This window comes from Nocardia sp. NPDC056564, from assembly GCF_042793755.1.
In the GTDB taxonomy this organism is placed as follows: Bacteria; Actinomycetota; Actinomycetes; order Mycobacteriales; family Mycobacteriaceae; genus Nocardia.
Genome location: NZ_JBHTUR010000025.1, coordinates 88,157 through 109,761 on the forward strand (window position 1 = coordinate 88,157; position 21,605 = coordinate 109,761).

The 21,605-nt window shown below is 70.6% G+C and carries 16 protein-coding genes; 6 read left to right on the top strand and 10 right to left on the bottom strand.

Going from position 1 to position 21,605, the window contains the following annotated elements; translation table 11 throughout:
- Positions 1-69 precede the first annotated feature (69 nt).
- Entirely contained in the window at positions 70-3,399 is a 3,330-nt protein-coding gene (locus ACFQ9K_RS39765; RefSeq protein WP_378714774.1) for an error-prone DNA polymerase, read from the bottom strand.
- 24 nt (positions 3,400-3,423) lie between these two features.
- Positions 3,424-3,879, bottom strand: coding sequence for a hypothetical protein (locus ACFQ9K_RS39770; protein WP_378714773.1), 456 nt, complete (start codon positions 3,877-3,879; stop codon positions 3,424-3,426).
- 157 nt (positions 3,880-4,036) lie between these two features.
- Between ACFQ9K_RS39770 and ACFQ9K_RS39775 the strand changes: the two genes are divergently transcribed.
- Positions 4,037-5,020: an SDR family NAD(P)-dependent oxidoreductase gene (locus tag ACFQ9K_RS39775; RefSeq protein WP_378714771.1), complete on the top strand. Its 984-nt coding sequence runs from the start codon at positions 4,037-4,039 to the stop codon at positions 5,018-5,020.
- A 1,306-nt stretch (positions 5,021-6,326) separates the two neighbouring features.
- Here ACFQ9K_RS39775 and ACFQ9K_RS39780 read toward each other — a convergent pair.
- Both ACFQ9K_RS39780 and ACFQ9K_RS39785 read right to left on the bottom strand, forming a co-directional pair.
- Positions 6,327-7,217, bottom strand: coding sequence for a sucrase ferredoxin (locus ACFQ9K_RS39780; RefSeq protein WP_378714914.1), 891 nt, complete (start codon positions 7,215-7,217; stop codon positions 6,327-6,329).
- Between the two features lie 53 nt (positions 7,218-7,270).
- Positions 7,271-8,026 carry an alpha/beta fold hydrolase gene (locus ACFQ9K_RS39785; RefSeq protein ID WP_378714770.1) on the bottom strand — a complete coding sequence of 252 codons (756 nt, stop codon included), beginning with the start codon at positions 8,024-8,026 and terminating at the stop codon, positions 7,271-7,273.
- A 145-nt stretch (positions 8,027-8,171) separates the two neighbouring features.
- On the opposite strand from ACFQ9K_RS39785, the gene ACFQ9K_RS39790 reads away from it, so the two are divergent.
- Entirely contained in the window at positions 8,172-8,876 is a 705-nt protein-coding gene (locus ACFQ9K_RS39790) for a class I SAM-dependent DNA methyltransferase (protein WP_378714768.1), read from the top strand.
- On the opposite strand, the gene ACFQ9K_RS39795 is transcribed toward ACFQ9K_RS39790, so the two are convergent.
- A complete protein-coding gene (locus ACFQ9K_RS39795) occupies positions 8,867-10,489 on the bottom strand; it encodes a DNA polymerase Y family protein (RefSeq protein WP_378714767.1) in 1,623 nt (540 codons plus the stop codon). The genes ACFQ9K_RS39790 and ACFQ9K_RS39795 overlap by 10 nt on opposite strands.
- 261 nt (positions 10,490-10,750) lie before the next feature.
- Positions 10,751-11,539 carry a hypothetical protein gene (locus ACFQ9K_RS39800; protein ID WP_378714765.1) on the bottom strand — a complete coding sequence of 263 codons (789 nt, stop codon included), beginning with the start codon at positions 11,537-11,539 and terminating at the stop codon, positions 10,751-10,753.
- A gap of 370 nt (positions 11,540-11,909) precedes the next feature.
- Here ACFQ9K_RS39800 and ACFQ9K_RS39805 point away from each other — a divergent pair, with 370 nt between their 5' ends.
- Positions 11,910-13,034: a serine/threonine-protein kinase gene (locus tag ACFQ9K_RS39805; RefSeq protein WP_378714764.1), complete on the top strand. Its 1,125-nt coding sequence runs from the start codon at positions 11,910-11,912 to the stop codon at positions 13,032-13,034.
- Positions 13,035-13,040: 6 nt separating this feature from the next.
- Here the strand turns inward: ACFQ9K_RS39805 and ACFQ9K_RS39810 are convergent, their stop codons facing one another.
- Both ACFQ9K_RS39810 and ACFQ9K_RS39815 read right to left on the bottom strand, forming a co-directional pair.
- Positions 13,041-13,688: a response regulator gene (locus ACFQ9K_RS39810; protein WP_378714762.1), complete on the bottom strand. Its 648-nt coding sequence runs from the start codon at positions 13,686-13,688 to the stop codon at positions 13,041-13,043.
- Positions 13,689-13,864: 176 nt separating this feature from the next.
- Positions 13,865-15,244, bottom strand: a complete 1,380-nt coding sequence (locus ACFQ9K_RS39815) for a PspC domain-containing protein (protein WP_378714760.1) — start codon at positions 15,242-15,244, stop codon at positions 13,865-13,867.
- Between the two features lie 157 nt (positions 15,245-15,401).
- Here ACFQ9K_RS39815 and ACFQ9K_RS39820 point away from each other — a divergent pair, with 157 nt between their 5' ends.
- Positions 15,402-16,946 (top strand): PspC domain-containing protein, encoded by a 1,545-nt coding sequence (locus tag ACFQ9K_RS39820; RefSeq protein ID WP_378714912.1) that lies wholly within the window; start codon positions 15,402-15,404, stop codon positions 16,944-16,946.
- Entirely contained in the window at positions 16,939-17,154 is a 216-nt protein-coding gene (locus ACFQ9K_RS39825; protein ID WP_378714759.1) for a hypothetical protein, read from the top strand. Before ACFQ9K_RS39820 ends, ACFQ9K_RS39825 begins: the two co-directional genes overlap by 8 nt.
- Before the next feature lie 61 nt (positions 17,155-17,215).
- Here ACFQ9K_RS39825 and guaA read toward each other — a convergent pair whose 3' ends face one another.
- The gene (gene guaA, locus ACFQ9K_RS39830) at positions 17,216-18,817 is read right to left on the bottom strand and encodes a glutamine-hydrolyzing GMP synthase (RefSeq protein ID WP_378714757.1); all 1,602 of its coding nucleotides are present in this window, start codon (positions 18,815-18,817) and stop codon (positions 17,216-17,218) included.
- 135 nt (positions 18,818-18,952) lie between these two features.
- Here guaA and ACFQ9K_RS39835 point away from each other — a divergent pair, with 135 nt between their 5' ends.
- Positions 18,953-19,753, top strand: a complete 801-nt coding sequence (locus ACFQ9K_RS39835) for an alpha/beta fold hydrolase (protein ID WP_378714755.1) — start codon at positions 18,953-18,955, stop codon at positions 19,751-19,753.
- 579 nt (positions 19,754-20,332) lie between these two features.
- On the opposite strand, the gene ACFQ9K_RS39840 is transcribed toward ACFQ9K_RS39835, so the two are convergent.
- Positions 20,333-21,487, bottom strand: a complete 1,155-nt coding sequence (locus ACFQ9K_RS39840; RefSeq protein WP_150404219.1) for a GuaB3 family IMP dehydrogenase-related protein — start codon at positions 21,485-21,487, stop codon at positions 20,333-20,335.
- Between the last annotated feature and the right edge of the window lie 118 nt (positions 21,488-21,605).

Here is a 21,605-nt window from a genome sequence, read left to right on the forward strand (position 1 = left end):
ACCCGCGCTGGGCAGAACCTTCAATCGTACGATGACAACCGTCCGGTGAAAACCGAGTTGTTCGGCGACTCAGCGGAAGTCGCGCGACTTCGACTCCACGCGCAGATCCATCCGTTGCAGATGTTCGGCGACGACACTGACCGCCCCCTCGGCGTTCTGCACGCGACCGCGGATGAGCAGGGCGGGAGCGCTCTGCGCCAGGCGGCGGAAGCGGGCCCACAGGCCGACCGAGCAGACGACGTTCACCATGCCGGTCTCGTCTTCGAGGTTGATGAAGGTGACGCCCGCGGCCGTGGCCGGGCGTTGGCGGTGCGTCACCGCCCCGCCCACCAGGACTCGCGACCCGTCGCGCACGGCGAGCAGCCCGGCGGCCGGGATCACGCCGAGTGCGTCGAGCCGCGGGCGCAGGAACTCGGTGGGATAGCTGCCCGGGGAGACGCCGGTGGCCCAGACGTCGGCGGCGGCCAGCTCGAGGTCGCTCATGCCGGGCAGCACGGGGGCGGTGGTGGCGGCGCCGGTGCCGGGCAGTCGATCCTGGCGTTCGCCCGCGGCGGCGCCGGCCGCCCACAACGCCGCCCTGCGGGTGCTGCCCAGACCGCCGAGCGCGCCCGCGGTGGCGAGCGATTCCGCTTGGGCGACGGTGAGTTCCACGCGTCCGGTCAGGTCGAGGAAGGAGGTGTACGGGCACTGATCGCGGGCGGCGACGATCCTTTCGGCGAGGTCGGTGCCGATGTGCCGGATCGCGGCCAGGCCGAGGCGCACCTGGGTGCCCGCGTGCTCGAGGGTGGGCTCGGCGCGGCTGGCGTTGATGTCGGGGCCGTGCACCAGGACCCCGTGCCTGCGCGCGTCGGCGACCAGCGATTGCGGGGAGTAGAAGCCCATCGGTTGCGCACGCAGCAGACCGGCGCAGAAGGCGGCGGGATGATGCAGCTTGAACCACGACGAGTAGAACACGATCGACGCGAAGCTCTGCGAATGGCTTTCCGGGAAGCCGAAATTCGCGAACGCGTAGAGCTTCTCGTAGATGCGGTCGGCGACCTCGCCGGTGATGCCGTGCAGGTCGCGCATGCCTTGGTAGAGACGGTCTTTCAGCCCCTCCATGCGTTCCGGGGAACGTTTGGAGCCCATCGCTCGGCGCAGCTGGTCGGCCTCGGTGGCGGTGAAACCGGCGATGTCGACGGCCATCTGCATGAGCTGCTCCTGGAACAGCGGAACGCCGAGCGTGCGGGACAGCGAATTCTCCAGCGCCGGATGGTCGTAGGTCACCTCCTCGCTGCCGTTGCGCCGCCGGATGTAGGGGTGCACCGAACCGCCCTGGATCGGGCCGGGCCGGATCAGCGCCACCTCCACCACCAGGTCGTAGAACTCGCGCGGCCGCAGCCGGGGCAGCGTGGCCATCTGCGCCCGCGACTCCACCTGGAACACGCCCACCGAGTCGGCGCGGCAGAGCATGTCGTAGACGGCGGCTTCCCGCAGATCGAGCTTGTGCAGCTCGACGATCTCGCCGGTGTGCTCGCGCACCAGGTCGATCATGTAGTGCAGCGCGGAGAGCATGCCGAGGCCGAGCAGGTCGAACTTCACCAGATCGATGGCGGCGCAATCGTCCTTGTCCCACTGCAACACGCTGCGGCCGGGCATGCGCGCCCATTCCACCGGGCAGACGTCGGCGATGGGGCGGTCGCAGATCACCATGCCGCCGGAGTGGATGCCGAGATGCCTTGGCAGTCCTTCGATTTCGGCGGCCAGCTCCAGCACCTCGGTGGGGATGTCGGTGCCGGTCTCCCCGCCGACGCCGTTCCACCGGCTCACCTGTTTGCTCCACGCGTCCTGCTGACCCGGCGAAAAGCCCAGTGCGCGTGCGGCATCGCGGACCGCGGACTTGCCGCGATAGGTGATCACATTGGCGACCTGAGCGGCGTACGCGCGGCCGTACCTGGTGTAGACGTGCTGGATGGCTTCCTCGCGGCGGTCGGATTCGATGTCGACGTCGATATCGGGCGGGCCGTCGCGTTCCGGCGAGAGGAAGCGTTCGAACAGCAGGTTGTTGGTGACCGGGTCGACGTTGGTGATGCCGATCGCGTAACAGACGGCCGAGTTGGCCGCCGAGCCCCGGCCCTGACAGAGGATGTCGCGGTCCTTGCAGAAGGTGATGATGTCGTGCACCACCAGGAAGTAGCCGGGGAAGTCCAGCTCGTCGATCACCGCGAGTTCGTGCTCGATCTGCTTGTATGCCTGCGGGTTTCGTTCCGGCGGACCGTAACGGACGGCGGCGCCGCGATAGGTGAGTTCGCGCAGCCAGGACTTCTCGTCGTGGCCGGCGGGCACCTCGAACGGCGGCAGGTTCGGCGCGATCAGTTTCAGGTCGAAGGCGCATTCGCGGGCCAGCGTGGCCGCGTTGCGCACCGCCTGCGGGCAGTCGGCGAACAGCCGCGCCATCTCCGCACCGGAGCGCAGGTGCGCGCCGCCGGCCGGGGCCAGCCAGCCCGCGATCTCGTCCAGGCTCTGCCTGGCCCGGATCGCGGCGAGCGCCATGGCCCGGCGGCGCTGCGCCGGGGCGGCGAAATGCGCTCCGGTGGTGGCGATCACGGGCAGACCGAGGCGATCGGCCAGGGCGATGAGCTGGGCGTTGCGCTCGTCGTCCTCCGGGATGCCGTGGTGGGTCAGCTCCACGCTCACCCGGTCATCGCCGAACCGTTCGGTCAGGTCGCGCAGCGCGGCCTCGGAGCGCACCAGACGGGTACTGCCCGACTGTAAATCGTCCGCGAGCGCTTGCCGCAGATGACCCTTCCGGCAGCCGGTGAGGATCTGCCACTGCCCCTCGGCGGCCGCGGTGAGCACGTCGAGGTCGTAGCGCAGGATGCCCTTCTCCCCCGCCGCCAGGTGCGCGGCCGAGATCTCCCTGGACAGCCGGCGGTAGCCCTCTTGCCCGCGGGCCAGCACCAGCAGGTGCGGTCCGGCGGGATCGGGAGATCCGGTGCGCGGCATGGAATCCGGCGCTCCGGCCCGCGCGGTGCCCAGCGACAGCTCGGATCCGAAGACCGTCGGCATGCCCAGCTCCCTGGCCGCCTCCGCGAAGCGCACGGTGCCGTAGAAGCCGTCGTGATCGGTGAGCGCGATCGCCTCCAGGCCGAGCCGCACCGCCTCCTCCACCAGCTCCTCGGGCTGGCTCGCGCCGTCGAGGAAGCTGTAGGCCGAGTGCGCGTGCAGTTCCGCGTACGGCACCGTCGGTCCGGCGGCGGGCGGTGCGGGCTCGGCCAGATAGTCCCCGCGCTTGCGGGACCAGGCCGGGCTGTCGCCGCCGTCGCCGGGGTACCCGGCCTCGGGGTTGGTCCGGCCGGGCCGGCCGGACAGCACCCGCTCCAGTTCCGACCAGGTAGGCGGCCCGTTGCTCCAGCCCACCGCGGGTCACCTCCTCCGGACGGGTCAGCTGGTCGGCAGCGGCGCCGTGGAGCCCTCGGCGAGCGCGGCGTCGACCTGGTCGAGCCCCGCGCGGATCAGGGCGCCGTAGGCGTCGTTGGCGAGGACGTCGAGGTGGCCGCGGGCGATGGCCAGCTGCATGCGGGCGGCCTCGAAGTCGCCGACGCGGCGGTGGCTGTCGGCCAGGTTGAGATACAGCGACGGCAGGAAGCTGCGCAGGCCCTCGTCCAGCGGGATGCCGGGGCCGAACACCGCGGCCAGCGCGCGGCGATCCCAGAGCAGCGCGGCGGCCGGCGTGTCCTGTAGGTCGGCGAGGTGATGCGCAATCACGCAGCGGTGCAAGGGATCACCGCCCTCACCGATCTCGTCCCACAACTTCTCCAGCGCCTGTCGCGCCGCCGCTTGGTCCCCACCACCGAGCCGCACCGCGGCAAAGATTTCCGCCATCCGATCGTCCGCCATGCGCAGAGTATCGCACATATGTTCGATGGATTTCGAGAGGTTGTTCGGCCCGTGTTCACCACCTCGACCCCAGCCCCGAAAAGTGACGCATTCCACTTGGCGGGTAAACTTACTTCAGAGTAAGTTCATGCCCACCAACCCCTGCAAAGGAGCAGCGATGAGTGCAGCATCCGCTGACGCCGGCCTGCCCGAGAACCGGCGCGGCCGTCGCAACCGTGACATCTCCGGGCGGCATGTCCTGATCACCGGCGCTTCCTCCGGCATCGGCAAGGCGGCGGCCATCGCCGTTGCGGGCAAGGGCGCCACCGTGTTCCTGCTCGCGCGCCGGGCCGACGAGCTCGCGGCCGTGGTCGAGGAGATCAAGGCGGCGGGCGGCAGCGCGTACGGATACCAGTGTGACGTCACCGATTCCGACTCGGTCGACCACGCGGTGAAGACCATCCTGGACGAGCACGGCCACGTCGACATGCTGGTGAACAACGCGGGCCGGTCCATCCGCCGCGCCATCCACCGCTCCACCGACCGGCTGCACGACTTCGAACGCACCATGGCGGTCAACTACTTCGGCGCACTGCGCATGACGCTGGCCTTGCTGCCGCAGATGCGCGAACGCAAGTTCGGCCACATCGTCAACATCAGCAGCGCGGGCGTGCAGGTGGCGACCCCGCGCTTCGCCGCCTACCTGGCCAGCAAGGCGGCCCTGGACAAGTTCGCCGAGGTGGCCTCGGTCGAGACCATGGCCGACGGCGTCACCTTCACCACCATCCACATGCCGCTGGTGCGCACCCCGATGATCACCCCCAGCGGCAACCAGGGCCAGCCCGCCGAATCCCCCGAGTGGGCGGCCGCGACGATCGTGCGCGCCCTGACCGAGCGCCCCAAGCGCATCGACGTGCCGATCGGCACCTTCGCCGAATACGGCGCCCTGCTCACCCCCAAGTTCCGCGACCGCATCCTGCACCGCTACTACCGCGCCCTCCCGGACTCCCCCGCCGCCAAGGGCGAACTGGTGGAAGACACCGAACAAGACGCGGAACCCGCTGTCCCCGAACACAACCCACGCCCCCGCTCGGCCGCCCGCCGAGCCACCGGCACCGCCCTCCGCCGCGCAGCCCGCTGGGTCCCCGGCACCCACTGGTAAGCCCGCCACAACGGCCACCCCCGCGAGCGATACCCCACTCGCCTCAACCCCCGACACCGAACAGGCAAAGGCTGCACCATCAACCGAGCAATCCCCCTCGATGGTGCCCCACTCGCCAAACACCCCGGTGCCAAACGGGACACAGCCGCGCCATCCACCAAGCAACCTCTCGATGATGTCCCACTCGCCAAACACCCCGGTGCCAAACGGGACACAGCCGCGCCATCCACCAAGCAACCCCTCGTTGATGTCCCGCTCACGCCTACCGATGGCGCGGACCGGGACAAGGCAGTGGCATCGGCCGAACAAGTCCTCGCCGATGCCCCACACACCCCGAACCCTGGTACCGAACGGGACATGGTTGCGGCATCGACGGAGTAATCCCTCAGTAGAGACCCACTCGCGCCCGTCGATGCCACCGAACGGGACTTGGCGACGCCATCGACCGAGTAGCTCCTCAGTGGCGTCCCCCTCACGTCTACCAATGGCGCCGAAGGGGACATAGCTGCACCATCGGCCGAGTAACCCCTCGGTGATGTCCCGCTCACACCTGCCGATGCCACCGAACGGGACCGGCCGAACAACTCCTCGGCGATACCCCACTCGCCGCGTACCTCGACACCAAACGGGACGTGACAGCGCCACCGACCGAATAACTCCTCAACGGCGTCCCACTCATGTCTACCGACGGCGCCGAAGGGGACATGGCTGCGCTATCGACCGAGTGGCTCCCCGGTGATATCCCACTCACCCCGCACCTCCGTATCGAACGGGACAAGGCTGCGACATCAGCCGAGTAACTCCTCAGTGATGCCCCGCTCGCGCCTGCCGATGCCACCGAACGGGACTTGGCGAGTAACTCCTCGGCGATGCCCCACTCGCCGCGTACCTCGACACCGAACGGGACACGGCAGCGCCACCGACCGAGCAACTCCTCAACGGTGTCCCACTTACCTCGCACCTCGGTATCGACCGGGACAAAGCTGCGGCATCAGCCGAGTAATCCCTCGGTGATGTCCCGCTCGCGCCTATCGATGCGATCGAACGGGACTTGGCGGCGCCATTGACCGAGTGGCTCCTCGGTGATGTCCCACTCGCCTCCTGCCTCGGTATCGAACGGGGCAAGGTTGCGGCATCGGCCGAGTAATCCATCAGTGGTGTCTCACTCGCGTCCGGCGGTGCTGCTGAGCGGGTCCTGGCGATGGCGTTGACCGAGTGGCTTCTCGGTGGTGTTCCGCTCACGTCTGTGGGTGGCGGCGGATGGGGGGGTGTTGGGTTGGGCGAGTGGGGGTTTCGATTGGGGGGGTCAGTTGGGGGGTAGTTGTTCGATGGTGTGGGCGGCTAGGGCGGTTGTGGGTTTGGGGGTGGCGCCGCAGGTGGCTTGGCGGGGTGGGAAGGTGAGGGGGTGGGCGGTTACTCGCCAGCGGCGGCCGTCGCGGTGGGTGACGAGGGCGGCGGCGGAGGTGGGGTCGGCCGGGGGTGCCGGGTCGGGGGTGACGGTGAGGGCGTCGGTGGTGGCGGAGATCTGTTCGCGGACGGCGACTTCCGCTAGTTGTTCGAGGGGTGGGTAGCAGCTGCGGCCGCGCAGGCCGGTCAGCGAGACCTCGCCGCGGCGGGCGGCTTCGACCATCTCCGCGGCGGTGGCGGCGTCGAGGCGGCCGTAGGTGAGCCCGGAGGGCAGCAGGACCAGGGCGGGGGCGAAGCGGTGGCCGCCGGTGTGCGAGCACTCCCACACTTGCCCAGGGTATTTCGCGGCCAGCTCGGCGGCGATGGGGCGGCCGAGCCGGGCGCAGCACTGGTCGCGTTTGCCGTGGGCACACACTAGCACCAGCGGATCGTGTACGGGCACACCGATTCCCGGCGGTGGACCGTTCAGCAAGTCCAGATCGAGATCGAGCAGCTGATGCAGATCGGTGATCTCGAAGCGTTCACACCAGGAGCCCTCGGGCCGCGAGCTGGCGAGCAGAACCGTTCGGGTGCCGGTGAATTCGTTGCGACCGGGACGGCGGATCAGGGTCGGGCGCACGTGCGCGGCGGCGGTGCGGGCGGCCAGCTCGGGCGTGAGTTCCGGGCCGAGCACCGCGTCGCCGAGCACGTCACGCCCCCACGCCCCGGGGTGTTCGACGCACAGCCAGCCGGTCACCCGGGTGGCGGTGCCGGGCAGCGGAATCTCCGCCGCGGCGGTCGAACAGGGCAGTCCGTCGAACGCAACCGCGGGCGCGCTCGGCTCGGCCGTACGCGGGAAGTCGCTCACGCCGCGAGGAAGGGGTGCACGACGGCCGCGAACGCGCGATAGCGGTCGCGATGGATGCTGTGGCCGCTGGCGAAGGCGGTGACCGCGCAGTCCGGGATGGCGGCGCGCACGAGCTCGAGCTTGGCCGGGTCGACCATGCCACCGGGGCCGCCGCGCAGCACCAGCGTGCGCGCGGTGATATCGGGCAGCCGGTCCCACCACTCCGGGTTCGGCTTGCGGAACTGTTCCAGCGCGGTCCTGGTCATGGACCGGTCGAAGGCGAGCACTGCGCGCGGATGCCTGGCCAGGCTGCTGGTGGCGTGCCAGAGCTCGGGCACGGTCGGGAAACGGCGGGTCAGCCGCAGTTCCTCGGCGCCGGACTGCAACGGCAGCGGGCACTCCTCGATGACCAGGCGACGGACCAGTTCCGGGCGCTCCTGCGCGACGCAGGAGACCGCGTAGCCGCCGAGCGAATGACCGACCAGATCCACCTCGGCCAGTTCCAGGCTTTCGCACAGCTTCCGCACGTCGGCGCCGAATTCGTCGAACCGATACGACTCGGTGTGCGCGCTGCGGCCGTGCCCGCGCAGATCGGGGATGATGACCCGGCGACCGGCCTGCACCAGTTCGCGGGCGAACCGATCCCAGGTGTGCCCGTCCCCGCCCATGCCGTGCACCAGGACCACGGGCACGCCGGAACCCGCGGTCGCCCCGGAGTCCCGGTAGGCGATCCGCACGTCACCGAGGTCGAGTCTGGTCACCGTGAGATCCACGATCTTCGAGAATACTGGTGTTGCCGGCCACCGGCCTGGAACTTGTTGCAGGGATCACCTGAGCCGAGCACCACAGCGCAGGTCAACCGCCCACCGGGGAAGAAATCCGCTGGCGATTCCGATCACACCGCGAAATACTCCGCGCATGCCGTCATTCGCGGACTACGACCGCCGAAACTATCCCACCGTCGATGTCGCCACCGGATACGACGGATGGGCGCCGACGTACGAGCAGACCGTCATGGACGAGATGGATCTCGCGCTGCTGGCCCGGCTGCGGCGGCCGGAGTGGACCCGGGTACGGCGGGCCGCCGACCTGGGCTGCGGGACCGGGCGGACCGGGGCTTGGCTACGCGCACAAGGGGTTTCGCAGATCGACGGGGTCGACCTGAGCGCGGGCATGCTGACCAGGGCCGCGGCCCGCGGAGCACACACCACGCTCACCCAGGCGGACGTGCGCGACACCGGACTCGACGGCGGCGCTTACGATCTGGTGATCGCGTCGTTGATCGACGAGCACCTCCCCGAGCTGGCGCCGTTCTACGCCGAGGTCTGGCGGCTGGCCGCGCCCGGCGCCCGCTGTGTCCTGGTCAGCTTCCACCCGCAGTTCATGATGACCACCGGAATGCCGACGCACTACACGCCGCAGGGCGGCGAGCCGGTGGCGATCAGCACGAACCTGCACCTGCTCAGCGAGCACGTGACGGCGGCGCTGGACGCGGGCTGGGTGCTCAGCGAGCTCACCGAGACGCTCATCGACGACACCTGGCTCACCGCCAAGCCGAAGTGGAAAGAGCTACGCGGGCAACCGTTCACGATGGCGACGGTGTGGTCGCGGCCTCAGTCGTAAAGTCCTTCCGCACGCCAGGTCGCGTCGTGATAGACGAGCAGCAGCACCCGGACGTCGGCGGGTTCGCCGTCGAGCTGGACCTGCGCACGAGCGGTGAAAGCGGTTGGGGAGTCACCGTTCTCGGCCGACGCCGGCACCCACCAGCGTTCGTCCACCGGCCATGGACCGGCCCAGCCGGTCAGCCGCCACTGCCTGCTGCCCCAGCGCAGGAGCGACGGGTCGGCGCTGAACAGGGATCGCTCGGTGACCTGGATCGGCGCGCCGTCCACCGCTTCCAGATGGACCAGCGGAAGGCTGAGCAGCAGCAGCGCGGGCGCGGGTTCGGGCAGGCGGCCCGGCCACGGCAGGGCGGGGTCGGCGGCGGGCACGGGTTCGTCGCCCAGCGCGACCAGGGTGATCCGCTCGGCGGGCCCGCGTCCGCCGCTGAGCACGCCGACCCGCACCGCTTCACCGCCGAGCAGGCCCTGCACCCGGACCAGCGCGCGCCGGGCCCGTTCGTCCTGCTCGCCGACGCCGCCCCACAGTCCGAGCTGTAGCGCGCCGGCCGCCACCACCTCCACGGGTTCCAGGCGCAGCAGGGTGACCGGCGCGGTGGGCCGGTCGCGCCGGGTCAGCCAGCCGTCCAGTTGCCAGCGCACCCGGTCGGCGGTGTCCTCGGGGGTCAGCGGTTCCGCGCACCGCCAGATCCGGGAAAGCTCCTCCCCCGCCTCGGTTTCCGCGAAGATCGATAATCGGGTGCAGGCCAGCCCGGCGTTCGACAGCACGGCGTGCAGTTCGGCGGCGAGCATGCGACCGGCGAAGGCGGCGGCATCCACCCGCTCGATCGGCGGGTCGCAGCGGTACTCCACGGTCAGGTCTCTGGGCGGCGGCTGCGCGGAGGGCGGACGCTCGGGTTGCGCCCGCGCACAGCGATGCGCGAGCACGGCGTCGGCGCCGAACCGCGAGGCGACCTCCCCCGGGGTCAGCGCGGCGAAATCGCCGATCCGGCGTAAACCCAAGCGGTGCAGCAGATCCACCAGGTCGGCGCGCTCCGGCGCGGCCAGGCTCGGTTCGACCGCGAGCTCGCGCACCGGCATCGGCGCGAGAAATTTCGCGCCGGCCCCGGCGGGCACGATCGCGCCGCGCCGGGCCGCGATGACCGCCGTGGACAGCTCGTCGGCGATACCGATCTGCGCCTCCACCCCGGCGGCGGCCGCCGCGTCGACCAGTTGCTCGGCCGCCGCCTCCTCGGACCCGAAAAACCGTGCGGCGCCGCGCGCCCCGAGCACCAGCAGCCCCGGCCGCAACACCTCGACTCCGGGCACCGTCGCGTCGACGGCCGCGACCACCGGCTCGAACAGTCGCGCGTCCCGGTCCGGATCCGCTTGCGCGAGAAACAGATCCGGGCACCGCGCCTGCGCCTCCCGCCGCTTCAACCCGCGCCGCACCCCGTCGCCCCGCGCGATCGCCGAGCACGCGATCACCCGATTGGCGAAGAGCACCGCCACCGGCTGGGTCGGGGGCAGCCGCGCCACCGCGGCGGCCGCGACCGCGGGCCAATCCGGGCACCACAGCGCCAATACCCGCGCCGCGCCTTTCTCTCGGCCGGGCGGAATCACGGTGCCATACCGCATATCTCGGCACCGCCGGGAGCGACCGTAGTCCCGATCTCCGACATCGCCGCGGACCGGCTGGGCCGCAAGCCGATCGGCGGCCTGGGCGGCGCAGCGGCCGGACCCCGCGGCGCACACCCATGCCGGCTCGAACAGTCAGGCCGAATCACGGTGCCGCGCGATCTATCCGCGGCCACCACTGCCCGGCCCGTCCGGGCGGGACATGCCTTCCAGCGTGGCCGACAACGAGACCGGTTTCCCCGCAGCGCAAGACAAACGCCGTCACGACGCCGCCTCGCTGGCATCAACCGGCGCGACGGTCCGGGTCACGGCCTCGGGCCGGGCCCATTCGACGCGACCGGCGTTCGAGCGCAGGTCCAACCGCCCGCGACGGGGCGGCCCCGCCTTGCCGCGCACCTCGACCTCGAGGCCGAGCGAACGCAGCCTGCCGCGGCCGTGACCGAGCCCCGCGTATCCGGCGATGCGGGCGTCGAGTTGCAGGGCGGCACCGGGCCAGCGGCCGTCGGTGACCACGAGGGTGGCGCCCTTGTTGCGGGCGCGGGCGGCGATCACCCGGGTGCGGGCGGGCGCGACGGCGGCGCCGCCGAGGCCGAGCACGACCAGGTCGAGCCCGTCGAGCAACACGGCGGCCACTTCCACCGGGTCCGGGCCCGGATCGGGAATCACCGCCAATCGCTCCAGTTGGGCGCCCATCTCCACCGCGGCGAGCAGGCCGAGCCGGGGCACGCCGACCACCGCGGCATGCCCGCCGTCCTCGGTCACCGCGGCGAGCAGGCCGGCCAGCAGCGAACGCGCACCCGTATAGGACACGACGGAACCCTTGGCCAGCCCGCCGCTGGGCAACAGCCCAGCGAGCGCGGGCGGCACCGCGAGCGATTCCCACCGCAGCTCGGCTTCCAGCGGAATGCGCTCGGCCGCGGCCTCCCCGCGACCGGGGATGGCCGCCATTCTTCTGCGCAGCTCAGCCAGCGTCGGTGGGCTCTCCCGGGCTACTTCGCGAGGCCGGGCATACGGTTGTGCGCCCTCCTGCGGTTCCGCATCCGAACCCATCCCTACCACCTACTTCCCACGATGGACCCGAGGCGAGCACCGGTTCAGCTATCGATCTGTATCGAATATACGTTCGATATCTGCTCAGTAGAAACCGACCCCCGGGTTCCGTCAAGTGCCCACTCCCCGCACCGCGATTTCGAAACGATGCCGTTGTAAACCGACGCCCGGTCTGTGCGCAGTCGTTATCCCGGCAGGTAGGCAGGACAACCGCTGTCACAGTGACGAACACGACCGACCGCGCCACCGGTCCGGCATACCGCCGCGGCGGGCTGAACGGACGGAGCGACAGAGCAGAGTCGCGCCGAAACGGCAACCGTTCGTGTCAGCAAACCCCGTAGCCCACCCTGTTTTCCGCTACCCTCGCACCGTGACCGAACGCGCTCGTCCCATTGTCGGCCCCGACTATCTGGTCGCCGGCCGCTACCGGCTGCAGTCGAAGCTGGGTGGCGGTGGCATGGGCGCGGTGTGGCTCGCGCACGACCGCCTGCTGGATCGCGATGTCGCGATCAAGCAGGTCATCTCGACCGCCGGGCTGGACGAGGCGGAAGCCAACGAGATCCGCAGCCAGATCATGCACGAGGGCCGGGTCGCGGCCAAGCTCTCGCACGAGCACGCGATCGCCGTCTACGACGTGGTGCTGGAGGCGGGCGAGCCCTGGCTGGTGATGGAGCATCTGCCCTCGCGCAGCGTGGCCAAGGCGCTCGCGCTGGTGGACACGCTGCCGCCGATCGAGGTGGCCCAGATCGGCGCGCAGGTCGCCGACGCGCTGGCCGCCGCGCACGCCGCGGGCATCACCCATCGCGACATCAAGCCCGGCAATATCCTGGTGGCCGACCGCGGTCCGATCGTCGGCATGGCCAAGCTCAGCGACTTCGGCATCTCGCGCGGCGCGGGCGAGCACTCCGACGAACCCGACGGCGTGATCACCGGCACCCCCGCCTACCTGCCGCCGGAGGTGGCCCGCGGCGCGCAGCCGACCAAGGCGAGCGACGTGTTCTCCCTCGGCGCCACGCTGTACACCGCGATCGAGGGGCAGCCGCCGTTCGGTCTCGACGAGGACAGCGACGTGCTGGTGCACCGCGCGGCGATGGCGCAGATCATCCCGCCGACCCGCAGCGGCATGCTGACCGAGGCGCTGCTACACATGCTCGAGCCGGCGCCGCAGCGGCGGCCGACCATGGCCGAGGCCAGGGACGAAATCCTCACCGCGGCCTTCGGTCCAGGGACCGGGCCGTACATCCTCGGCGCGCCGGTGCGCACCGAGGACGGCACGATTCCCGCGTGGGCGGCCCGCAATTCGGCCTCCGGCCTGCGCAGTCCGCACTCGACCCCGCTGCCTCGACGACCCCAGCGCGCGCCCGCGGGCGCCGCGGCGGCGCCCGCTCCGCAGCGGAGCAAGCCGCCGCAGGCGAGCAACGCGCCGCTGGCGATCGCCGTAGGCCTGCTGATCGGACTGATCATCATCATCGCGATCATCATCGCGGTGATGTGAACCGGCTCAGTCGATTCGGCGGCGGTGCGCCCACCGGGTGAGCGCGTTGCGGTTGGACTGCTGAGTCTTGCGCAGCACGTTGGAGGCGTGGGTCTCCACGGTTTTCACCGAGATGAACAGGTTTTCGGCGATTTCGCGGTAGGTGTAGCCGCGGGCGAGCAGGCGCAGCACCTCGAGTTCGCGCGGGGTCAGCGAGTCCAGTTCCGGATCGAGCGGCGGCTCGGGCACCGGTGACTTGCCGGTGAACGAGTCGAGCACGAACCCGGCCAGCCGCGGGCTGAACACCGCGTCGCCGCCGGCCACCCGGCGAATGCCGTCGGCCAGCTCGGCGCCCGAAATCGTCTTGGTCACATAGCCTCTGGCCCCGGCCCGGATCACCGCGATCACGTCCTCGGCGGCATCGGACACGCTCAGCGCCAGGCACACCGGGCCCGCCTCGATGCCGGCCAGCACCGCGACGCCGCCGCCATCGGGCATGTGCACGTCGAGCAGCACGACATCGGGATTCGTCGCCTTGATCCCCGCGATCGCCTCGGCCACGCCACCGGCCTCACCGACGACCTCCATATCGGTCTCCCGGCTCAACTCCGCCCGCACACCCGACCGGAACACTGCGTGATCGTCAACCAGAAAGACCCGCACGGCCACACTCATCCGCCTCTCCGCGTATTCAGGCCAGACCTAGGTGCCGCGTCGGCAACGGTGGCGGCTGGCGGTGATGTACGGGCCAGGGCGGCCCGTACCCCATAAGTTACCCATGTCCGGACGAAATCGGCTGCCCGGCTTGGTCTATCAACTACCCGCACAAGCCGCCCCACGCTGCCGGAGGGTCACGTTGCCGGAACCTCGTCGCCGCTCGGCACCTGCGCGGCATGGGGCGCAGCGGAATCCGCCGGCTCCGCACCGTCCTGACCACCGGAATCGGTGCGCGGCATGGTGATTCGCACCTCGGTGCCGCGACCGGGGGTGGACAGGATCTCCACCTGACCGCCGCGGCGTTCGATCCGGCCGCGGATGGATTTCGCCAGGCCCTGCCGGTCCGGCGGCACCGCGCCGGTGTCGAAACCGGCGCCGCGGTCGCGCACGAAGATGCTCACCTGGTGCGGCTCGGTCTCGGCGAACAGGTCGATCTCCGGCACACCCGCGTGCTTGGCGGCATTGACCAGCGCCTCCCGGCTGGCCCCGAGCAGCGCGGTGAAGTGTTCCTTCGGCAGGCCTGCCCCGGTCTCGCCGAGGTCCATCGACACGTCGCCGACGGTCACCGGGGTCACCTTCACCCCGTGCTGGTCCTCCACCTCGCCCGCGATGGTGCGCAGCGCGGCGGCCAGACTCGACTGGGCCGGACCGGAATCCTCGAACAGCCACTTGCGCAGTTCGCGCTCCTGGCTGCGGGCCAGCCGCAGCACCTCCTGCGGGTCCTCGGCCTGGCGCTGGATCAGGGCCAGCGTCTGCAGCACCGAATCGTGCAGGTGCGAAGCGATTTCCTCGCGTTCCTCGTTGCGGATGCGCGCGGAACGTTCCGCGTTCAGCGCCCGCATCATGCGCAACCACAGCGGAACCGTCAGCAGTCCCGCGCCGACCAGCGTGACCGCCACCGCGATCAGCGCCGAGCCGAGCGAACTCAGGTCGATCCTGGCCAGCACCACCACGCCCAGCCCGGCCACGATCAGCGTGCCGCCGGCGACGATGCGCGCCCAGGTCACCACCGACGGGCGCGCGGGCAGGCCGAGCAGCGACCGCGGGCCGTCGGCGTCGTACTCCCGCCACACCAGCGCCGCGCCGATGGCGACCACGATGATGGGGGCGATCACGCTCGCGGCGGTCCCGCTGAACAGCCACGACACCCCGACGGCCAGGCCGATGCCGAGCAACGCGAGCCCGATCGCCTGCCGCCGCTCGGAGCCGGACGCCTTCGCCACATCCGTGCCGCCGGGGGTGAAGATCCACAGCAACCCGTAGGTGACGATGCCCGCCCCGAACGCGGACAGCAGCACGAACGCGATCCGCACCTTGAATACGTCGACCCCGAGGTGGTCGGCGAGCCCGCCGGCCACCCCGCCGACGATCCGGCCGCCCGAGCGCCGCACCATCCGCGCGTACGGCGGCTGCTCCTGGTTCAACACCGGCGCGGGACCGAAGCCGCGGGCGGTCTCGAACCCCCGCGTGGCATCGAACCCTCGAGTGTCGAACGAGGGCGCAGACGGGTACATGCTCTCGATAGTGGCACGACCCGGCGACAGCTAGCCATCGGGAATCTCCCTGATCTTGCGCATAGGGGGGATGATTACGTTGACCGGGTGGCTCCAAAAGGATCAGGAGAATCTTCAGGGTTCTCCCCGATGTGCGGATGTGCTGGTCAAGCACAGGATGGGAACCATGACGAAAACGAGCTTCGGGGATCAGCTCCAGCAGATCTGGCGGACACGGCCGGCGCGGTTGCCTCGGCAGGGGCCGATCGCTGGCGTGGCGGCCGGGTTCGCGCAGCGCTACAACGTCGATCCGGTGCTGGTGCGGGTGGCCTTCGTGGTGTCGGCCATCTTCGGCGGGTCCGGAGTCGTCCTCTATCTCCTGGCCTGGCTGCTGCTCAGCGCCGCCGGTGACGAGTCGTCGGCGGCCGAGTCGCTGGTCGGCAAGGGCCACAGCTCCCAGTCCCAGACCAAAACGATCGTGTTGATCGTCGCGCTCGCCATCGCGGTGAGCACAATGGGCCCGGTCGGCGTCGGCCTCGGCGGTTCGGGGCTGATCAGCATGGTCCTGATGCTGGCGGGCTGGTGGATGCTGCACCTGCGCAATCCGGAACCGCCGCCGGGCACCACGAGCGAGTTCAGCGGGCTCGTCGCCGACAGCGGGATCATGGCCACCGGCTACCCCGGCGCGGTCTTCCCGCAGGGCGCGCAGCGGCCCGCCGGTGACATGTACATGCCGCCGACCAGCGTGTACACGCCGTACACGAAACTGCCGGAGACCTACACGCCGGAACCGCCGAGTGCCGAACCGGCACAGCGGGATTCCGGATCGACCGATCGGGTGCCGCCGGTCGAGGCGGCGACCGTGCAGCTGCACAAGGACGACACAGACGACGCACCGAGCGAATCCGTCTCGCTCGACCAGGCCGACAACACCACCGAGGTGCTCGACCCGCGTCCGTCGACCGCGGTCGACACCCCGTCGCTCAGCAAGGATCCGGCACCGCGCGGCCCGTCCGCGGTGAAGCCGCCGACCCCGGCCACCATCGGCCGCCCGACCCCGCCGTCCTGGGATCCGCTCGGCGTCGCGCCGCTGGCCTGGGACCTGCCCGAACCGACCCCGGTCCGCACCGTCGTCGCGCCGCCGCCGAAGCGCCCGCGCTCGCGGCTGACCCCGGTGGTGATCGGCCTGGCCATCCTCGCCGCCGCCGGTGCGGGTGCGCTGGCCGCCTCGGGCGTCGAGTGGATGACGCCCGGCCGGATCGCGGCGGTGGCGCTGGCGGTCATCGGGCTCGGCCTGCTGCTCGGCGCGTTCCTGCGGCGCGGCTACGGCTTGCTGGTGCTGACCGCCCCGCTGGCCGGGTTCGTCCTGCTGGCCTCGGCGATCGGCCCGGTCGACTTCAACCGCGGCGCGATGGGTGAGCACGTCTGGACGCCGACCTCGGCCAGTCAGCTCGAGCCGAGTTACCGGGTGTCGATGGGTTCGGGCAAGCTGGACCTGCGGCAGCTGAACCTGACCGCGAACCGCACCGTGGATGTGAACGTGCAGATGGGCGACTTCCAGGTGCTGGTGCCCCCGAGCCTGACCGTGCGCGCCAACTGCCACGCGACCATGGGTGATGCCAAGTGCGACAACGGAATCACCGGACCGAACACCCCCGGCGCTCCGGTGCTCGACCTGAATATCGATGTCCGGGCCGGCAACGCGGAGGTGCACCGTGGCTGACAAGTCCAGCGAAACCACCGGGCGCCGGCGCGGCCCGTCCGCCTCGCTGCTGATCATCGGACTGCTCGCCCTCGGTGTGAGCGCCTGGGCCTTCGTCGGCCCCGAGGCGTGGCCAGCGACCAGCGCGGTCCCGATCGGCTGGATCGTGGTGCTGGCCGCGATCATCGTCGGCATCGTGCTGGTGGTGTCCCCGCGCCGGCATCGCTGACCTCGCGAACAAGAATGGCCCCGTCCGCGGACGGGGCCATTCTTGTTGCGCTAGTGGGGATTCACTCCCACTCGATGGTGCCCGGCGGCTTGCTGGTCACATCGAGCACGACCCGGTTGACCTCCGTCACCTCGTTGGTGATCCGGGTGGAGATCCGCTCGAGCACCTCGTAGGGCAGCCGGGTCCAGTCCGCGGTCATCGCGTCCTCGCTGGAGACCGGGCGCAGCACGATCGGGTGGCCGTAGGTGCGGCCGTCGCCCTGCACGCCGACGCTGCGCACGTCCGCGAGCAGCACCACGGGGCACTGCCAGATCTGCTTGTCCAGCCCGGCCGCGGTGAGCTCCTCGCGCGCGATGGCGTCCGCCTGCCGCAGCGTGACCAGCCGGTCCTCGGTGACCTCGCCGACGATGCGGATGGCCAGGCCGGGGCCGGGGAACGGTTGGCGGCCGACGATCTCCTCCGGCAGCCCGAGCTCGCGGCCGACGGCGCGCACCTCGTCCTTGAACAGCAGGCGCAGCGGCTCGACCAGATCGAATTCCAGGTCGTCCGGCAGGCCGCCGACATTGTGGTGGCTCTTGATGTTCGCGGTGCCGCTGCCGCCGCCGGATTCGACCACGTCCGGGTACAGGGTGCCCTGCACCAGGAACTCGACCTTCGGAGCGGAGCCCGCGGAGCGACCATCGGACGCGGCCGTCGCTTCGTTTCCCTGCTCGATCACGACCTCGGAGACCGCGTCCTCGAAGGACCGGATGAACTCCCGGCCGATGATCTTGCGCTTCTCCTCCGGGTCGGTGACGCCCTTCAGCTCGCCGAGGAACTTGTCCACCGCGTCGACGGTCACCAGCTTGGCGCCGGTCGCGGCGACGAAGTCCTGCTGCACCTGCTCGCGCTCGCCCGCCCGCAACAGGCCGTGATCGACGAACACACAGGTCAGCTTGTCCCCGATGGCCCGCTGCACCAGCGCGGCGGCGACCGCGGAGTCGACCCCGCCGGACAGCCCGCAGATCGCGTGCCCGGCACCGATCTGCTCGCGCACCGCGGCGATCAGCGACTCGGCGATATTGGCCGGGGTCCAGGTGGCGCGGATGCCGGCGATCTCGTGCAGGAACCGGCTGAGCACCTGCTGCCCGTGCGGCGAGTGCAGGACCTCCGGGTGGTACTGCACGCCGGCCAGTCGCCGGGCCCGGTGCTCGAACGCGGCGACCGGTGCGCCGGCCGAGGTGCCGGTGACCTCGAAGCCCTCGGGTGCGTCGGTGACCGCGTCGCCGTGGCTCATCCAGACCGGCTGGATGGTCGGCAGGCCGCCGTGCAGCACGCCACCGTCGACGTTGAGCTCGGTGCGGCCGTACTCGCGGGTGCCGGTGTGCGTGACGGTGCCGCCGAGCGCCTGGGCCATCGCCTGGAAGCCGTAGCAGATGCCGAAGACGGGGATGTCGAGATCGAACAGCCGCGCGTCCAATTGCGGTGCGCCGTCGGCATACACGCTGGACGGGCCGCCGGACAGGATCACGGCGAGCGGCTGCTTCTCGGCGATCTCCTCGACCGTGGTGGTGTGCGGAATCACCTCCGAGAACACACTCGACTCACGAACCCGCCGGGCGATCAGCTGTGCGTATTGCGCGCCGAAGTCGACGACGAGGACCGGTCTCTGTGTATCTGCCACGCGCACAGTTTAGTGACGCGGCAACACAGGCGAACCATCGGCACAGCACCTTCGCCGAGCCCAGCTCCAGCAAGCAAAAAGGCGAGCCAGCAAATCGCCCCACCCGCCCCCGTGCCGCTGGCTATCCTCGTGCTCGTGCCATTCGCCCGCGCGATCGACGCCGACATCCACTACGAGGACAGCGGCGGGAGCGGCCCGGTGGTGCTGCTAGCACACGAATTCTTCATGGACCGGACGATGTTCGCGGCGCAGATGGCCGCGCTGGCACCGGAATTCCGGATCGTCTCGTGGGACGCGCGCGGTCACGGCCGCACCAGGGACGAGGGTCTGCCGTTCACCTATTGGACCGCCGCCCGCGACGCCTTGACCGTGCTCGATCACCTCGGCGCCGAGCGCGCGGTGGTCGGCGGCACCGCGCAGGGCGGCTTCACCGCGCTGCGCACCGCGCTCATCGCGCCGGAACGGGTGTCGGCGTTGATCCTGATCAGCACCGAGGCGAACGGTCCGACCGCCGAGCAATCCGACGCCACCCAGAAGTTCCTGGAGGAGTGGTACGACGACGGCTCGCGCCAGCAGGCGGCCAACCAGTTGGCGTCCTGGCTGATCGGCGACGACAACTGGCACCGCACCGTCTGGACCACCCGCTGGTTGCTGCGCGACTGCCGCGGCATCGAGGTCGCCGCGGGCTGCCTGCTCAGCCGGGACTCGGTACTCGAGCGGTTGCCCGAAATCACCTGCCCCGCCTTGGTGATCCACGCCACCGACAGCGGCATCCCACCCGACCGCGCCCGGCAACTGACGCAGGGCATCACCGGCGCCAGCTACGTCGAGATCCCCGGCGCCCGCCTCGCGGTCACCATGACCCACCCCGAACCGGTGAACATCGCCATGCGCCAGTTCCTCCGCGAACGAATCACACCCTCACCCGCGCGCTGACCGAACTGCCACCGGCACGCGCGGACACTGCCAAGTCGGCACGGGACTGCCATCGTGCGCCCGAATCCGTCCGGCGCGGAACCGGATTCGGGCCGGTGCCGTCCAAGATATTCGAGTGCCGAACCCGGCCTCGAATTCGCACAGATCACACCCGATTTCGGGGGGAGCCGAGAATGACCAGTTCAATCGTCCGCAGAGGACTCCGCGCACTAGCCGTCGCCACCGCAACCGCGGCGAGCATCGGAGCAGTCGTCATCGGAGCGGGTAGCGCTGCCGCGGTGGAGGCGGACGGAGACGCCTGCCTGGCGCGTCAGACGTTCCCGATGGACGGGGGCGGCACCCTCTACGTCTGTGTCACCGCAGCCCGACCGACCTGCGTCAGCTGGGTGAACGGTACAGCCGCCGCAGTCGGCGGCATAGTTTCCGAGAGCACGTGCGGTCACGTCGAGCAGGGTGAAGGCCGATGGAACCATCCTGCCGGGTTCTACGGCGCAGTCGTCCGCCCGAAATAGCGGCTGCCACGTTTCTGGGTCGCCACCACCGGCCTGCGGTGACGACCCGGAACGCGGCGTCCGCGGCTCAACCGCGGACGCTGAGGCCGACCTTCTGGAATTCCTTGAGGTCGGAGTAGCCGGCCTTGGCCATCGAACGGCGGAGGCCGCCAACCAGATTCAGCGAGCCGAACGGGTCGTCGGAGGGGCCGTAGAGGACCTGTTCGAGGCTGGGGCGCACGACATCGCCGTTGCCCTCGTCCAGTTCCCATTCGACGCCGAGCAGCGAGCCACGCGGCACCGAGGGGTGCGCGGCGGCCGACGGCCAGTACCAGCCGCGGCCGGGCGCCTCGGCGGCCACGGCGAGCGGCACGCCGAGCATCGCGGCGTCCGCGCCGCAGGCGATGGTCTTGGCCAGCTGGCCGGAGGTCTCCACGTCGCCGTCGGCGATGACGTGCACGTAGCGCCCGCCGGTCTCGTCGAGGTAGTCCCGGCGCGCGGCCGCGGCGTCGGCGATCGCGGTGGCCATCGGCACGCCGATGCCGAGCACCTCGCGGGTGGTGGTCGCGCCCTGGAACGAGCCGTAGCCGACGATGACGCCGGCCGCGCCGGTGCGCATCAGGTGCAGCGCGGTGCGGTGGTCGCTGACCCCGCCGGCCACCACGGGCACGTCGAGTTCGGCGATGAAGGTCTTGAGGTTCAGCGGCTCACCGTCGCCGACGTGTTCGGCGGAGATGATGGTGCCGTGCACGACCAGCAGGTCGACGCCGGCCTGCACCAGCGCGGGGGTGAGCGCGCGGGCGTTCTGCGGGCTGACCCGCACCGCGACGGTCACCCCGGCCGCCTTGACCTGAGCGACGGCGGCGGCGAGCAGCTCCGGCTGCATCGGCGCGGCGTGCAGTTCCTGCAGCAGCGAGACGGCGCGCTCGTAGCCGCCCTTGCCGACGAGCTCGAGCAGCTGGTCGATCTTCGCGGCGACGTCGGCGTGCCTGGCCCACAGCCCCTCACCGTTGATCACGCCGAGGCCGCCGAGCCTGCCGAGCTCGATGGCGAACTCCGGCGACACCAGGGCGTCGGTCGGGTGCGCGAGGAACGGGATCTCGAAGCGGTAGGCGTCGAGCTGCCAGGACAGCGACACCTGCTTCGACGAGCGGGTCCGGCGCGAGGGAACGATGTCGATATCGTCCAGCTCGTAGGTACGCCGGGCGGTCCGGCCCATGCCGATCTCGACCATGTCGCGCACGTGTCTACTCCTTGTCTAATTTGCAGTGCCTGCGGCACTGCGTGTTCGCGGCCCCCGGGTGTCGCGCCTCCGAGTTGTCGAGACCCGCGCCTGCGGCGCATGTGCTTCGACAGCTCGG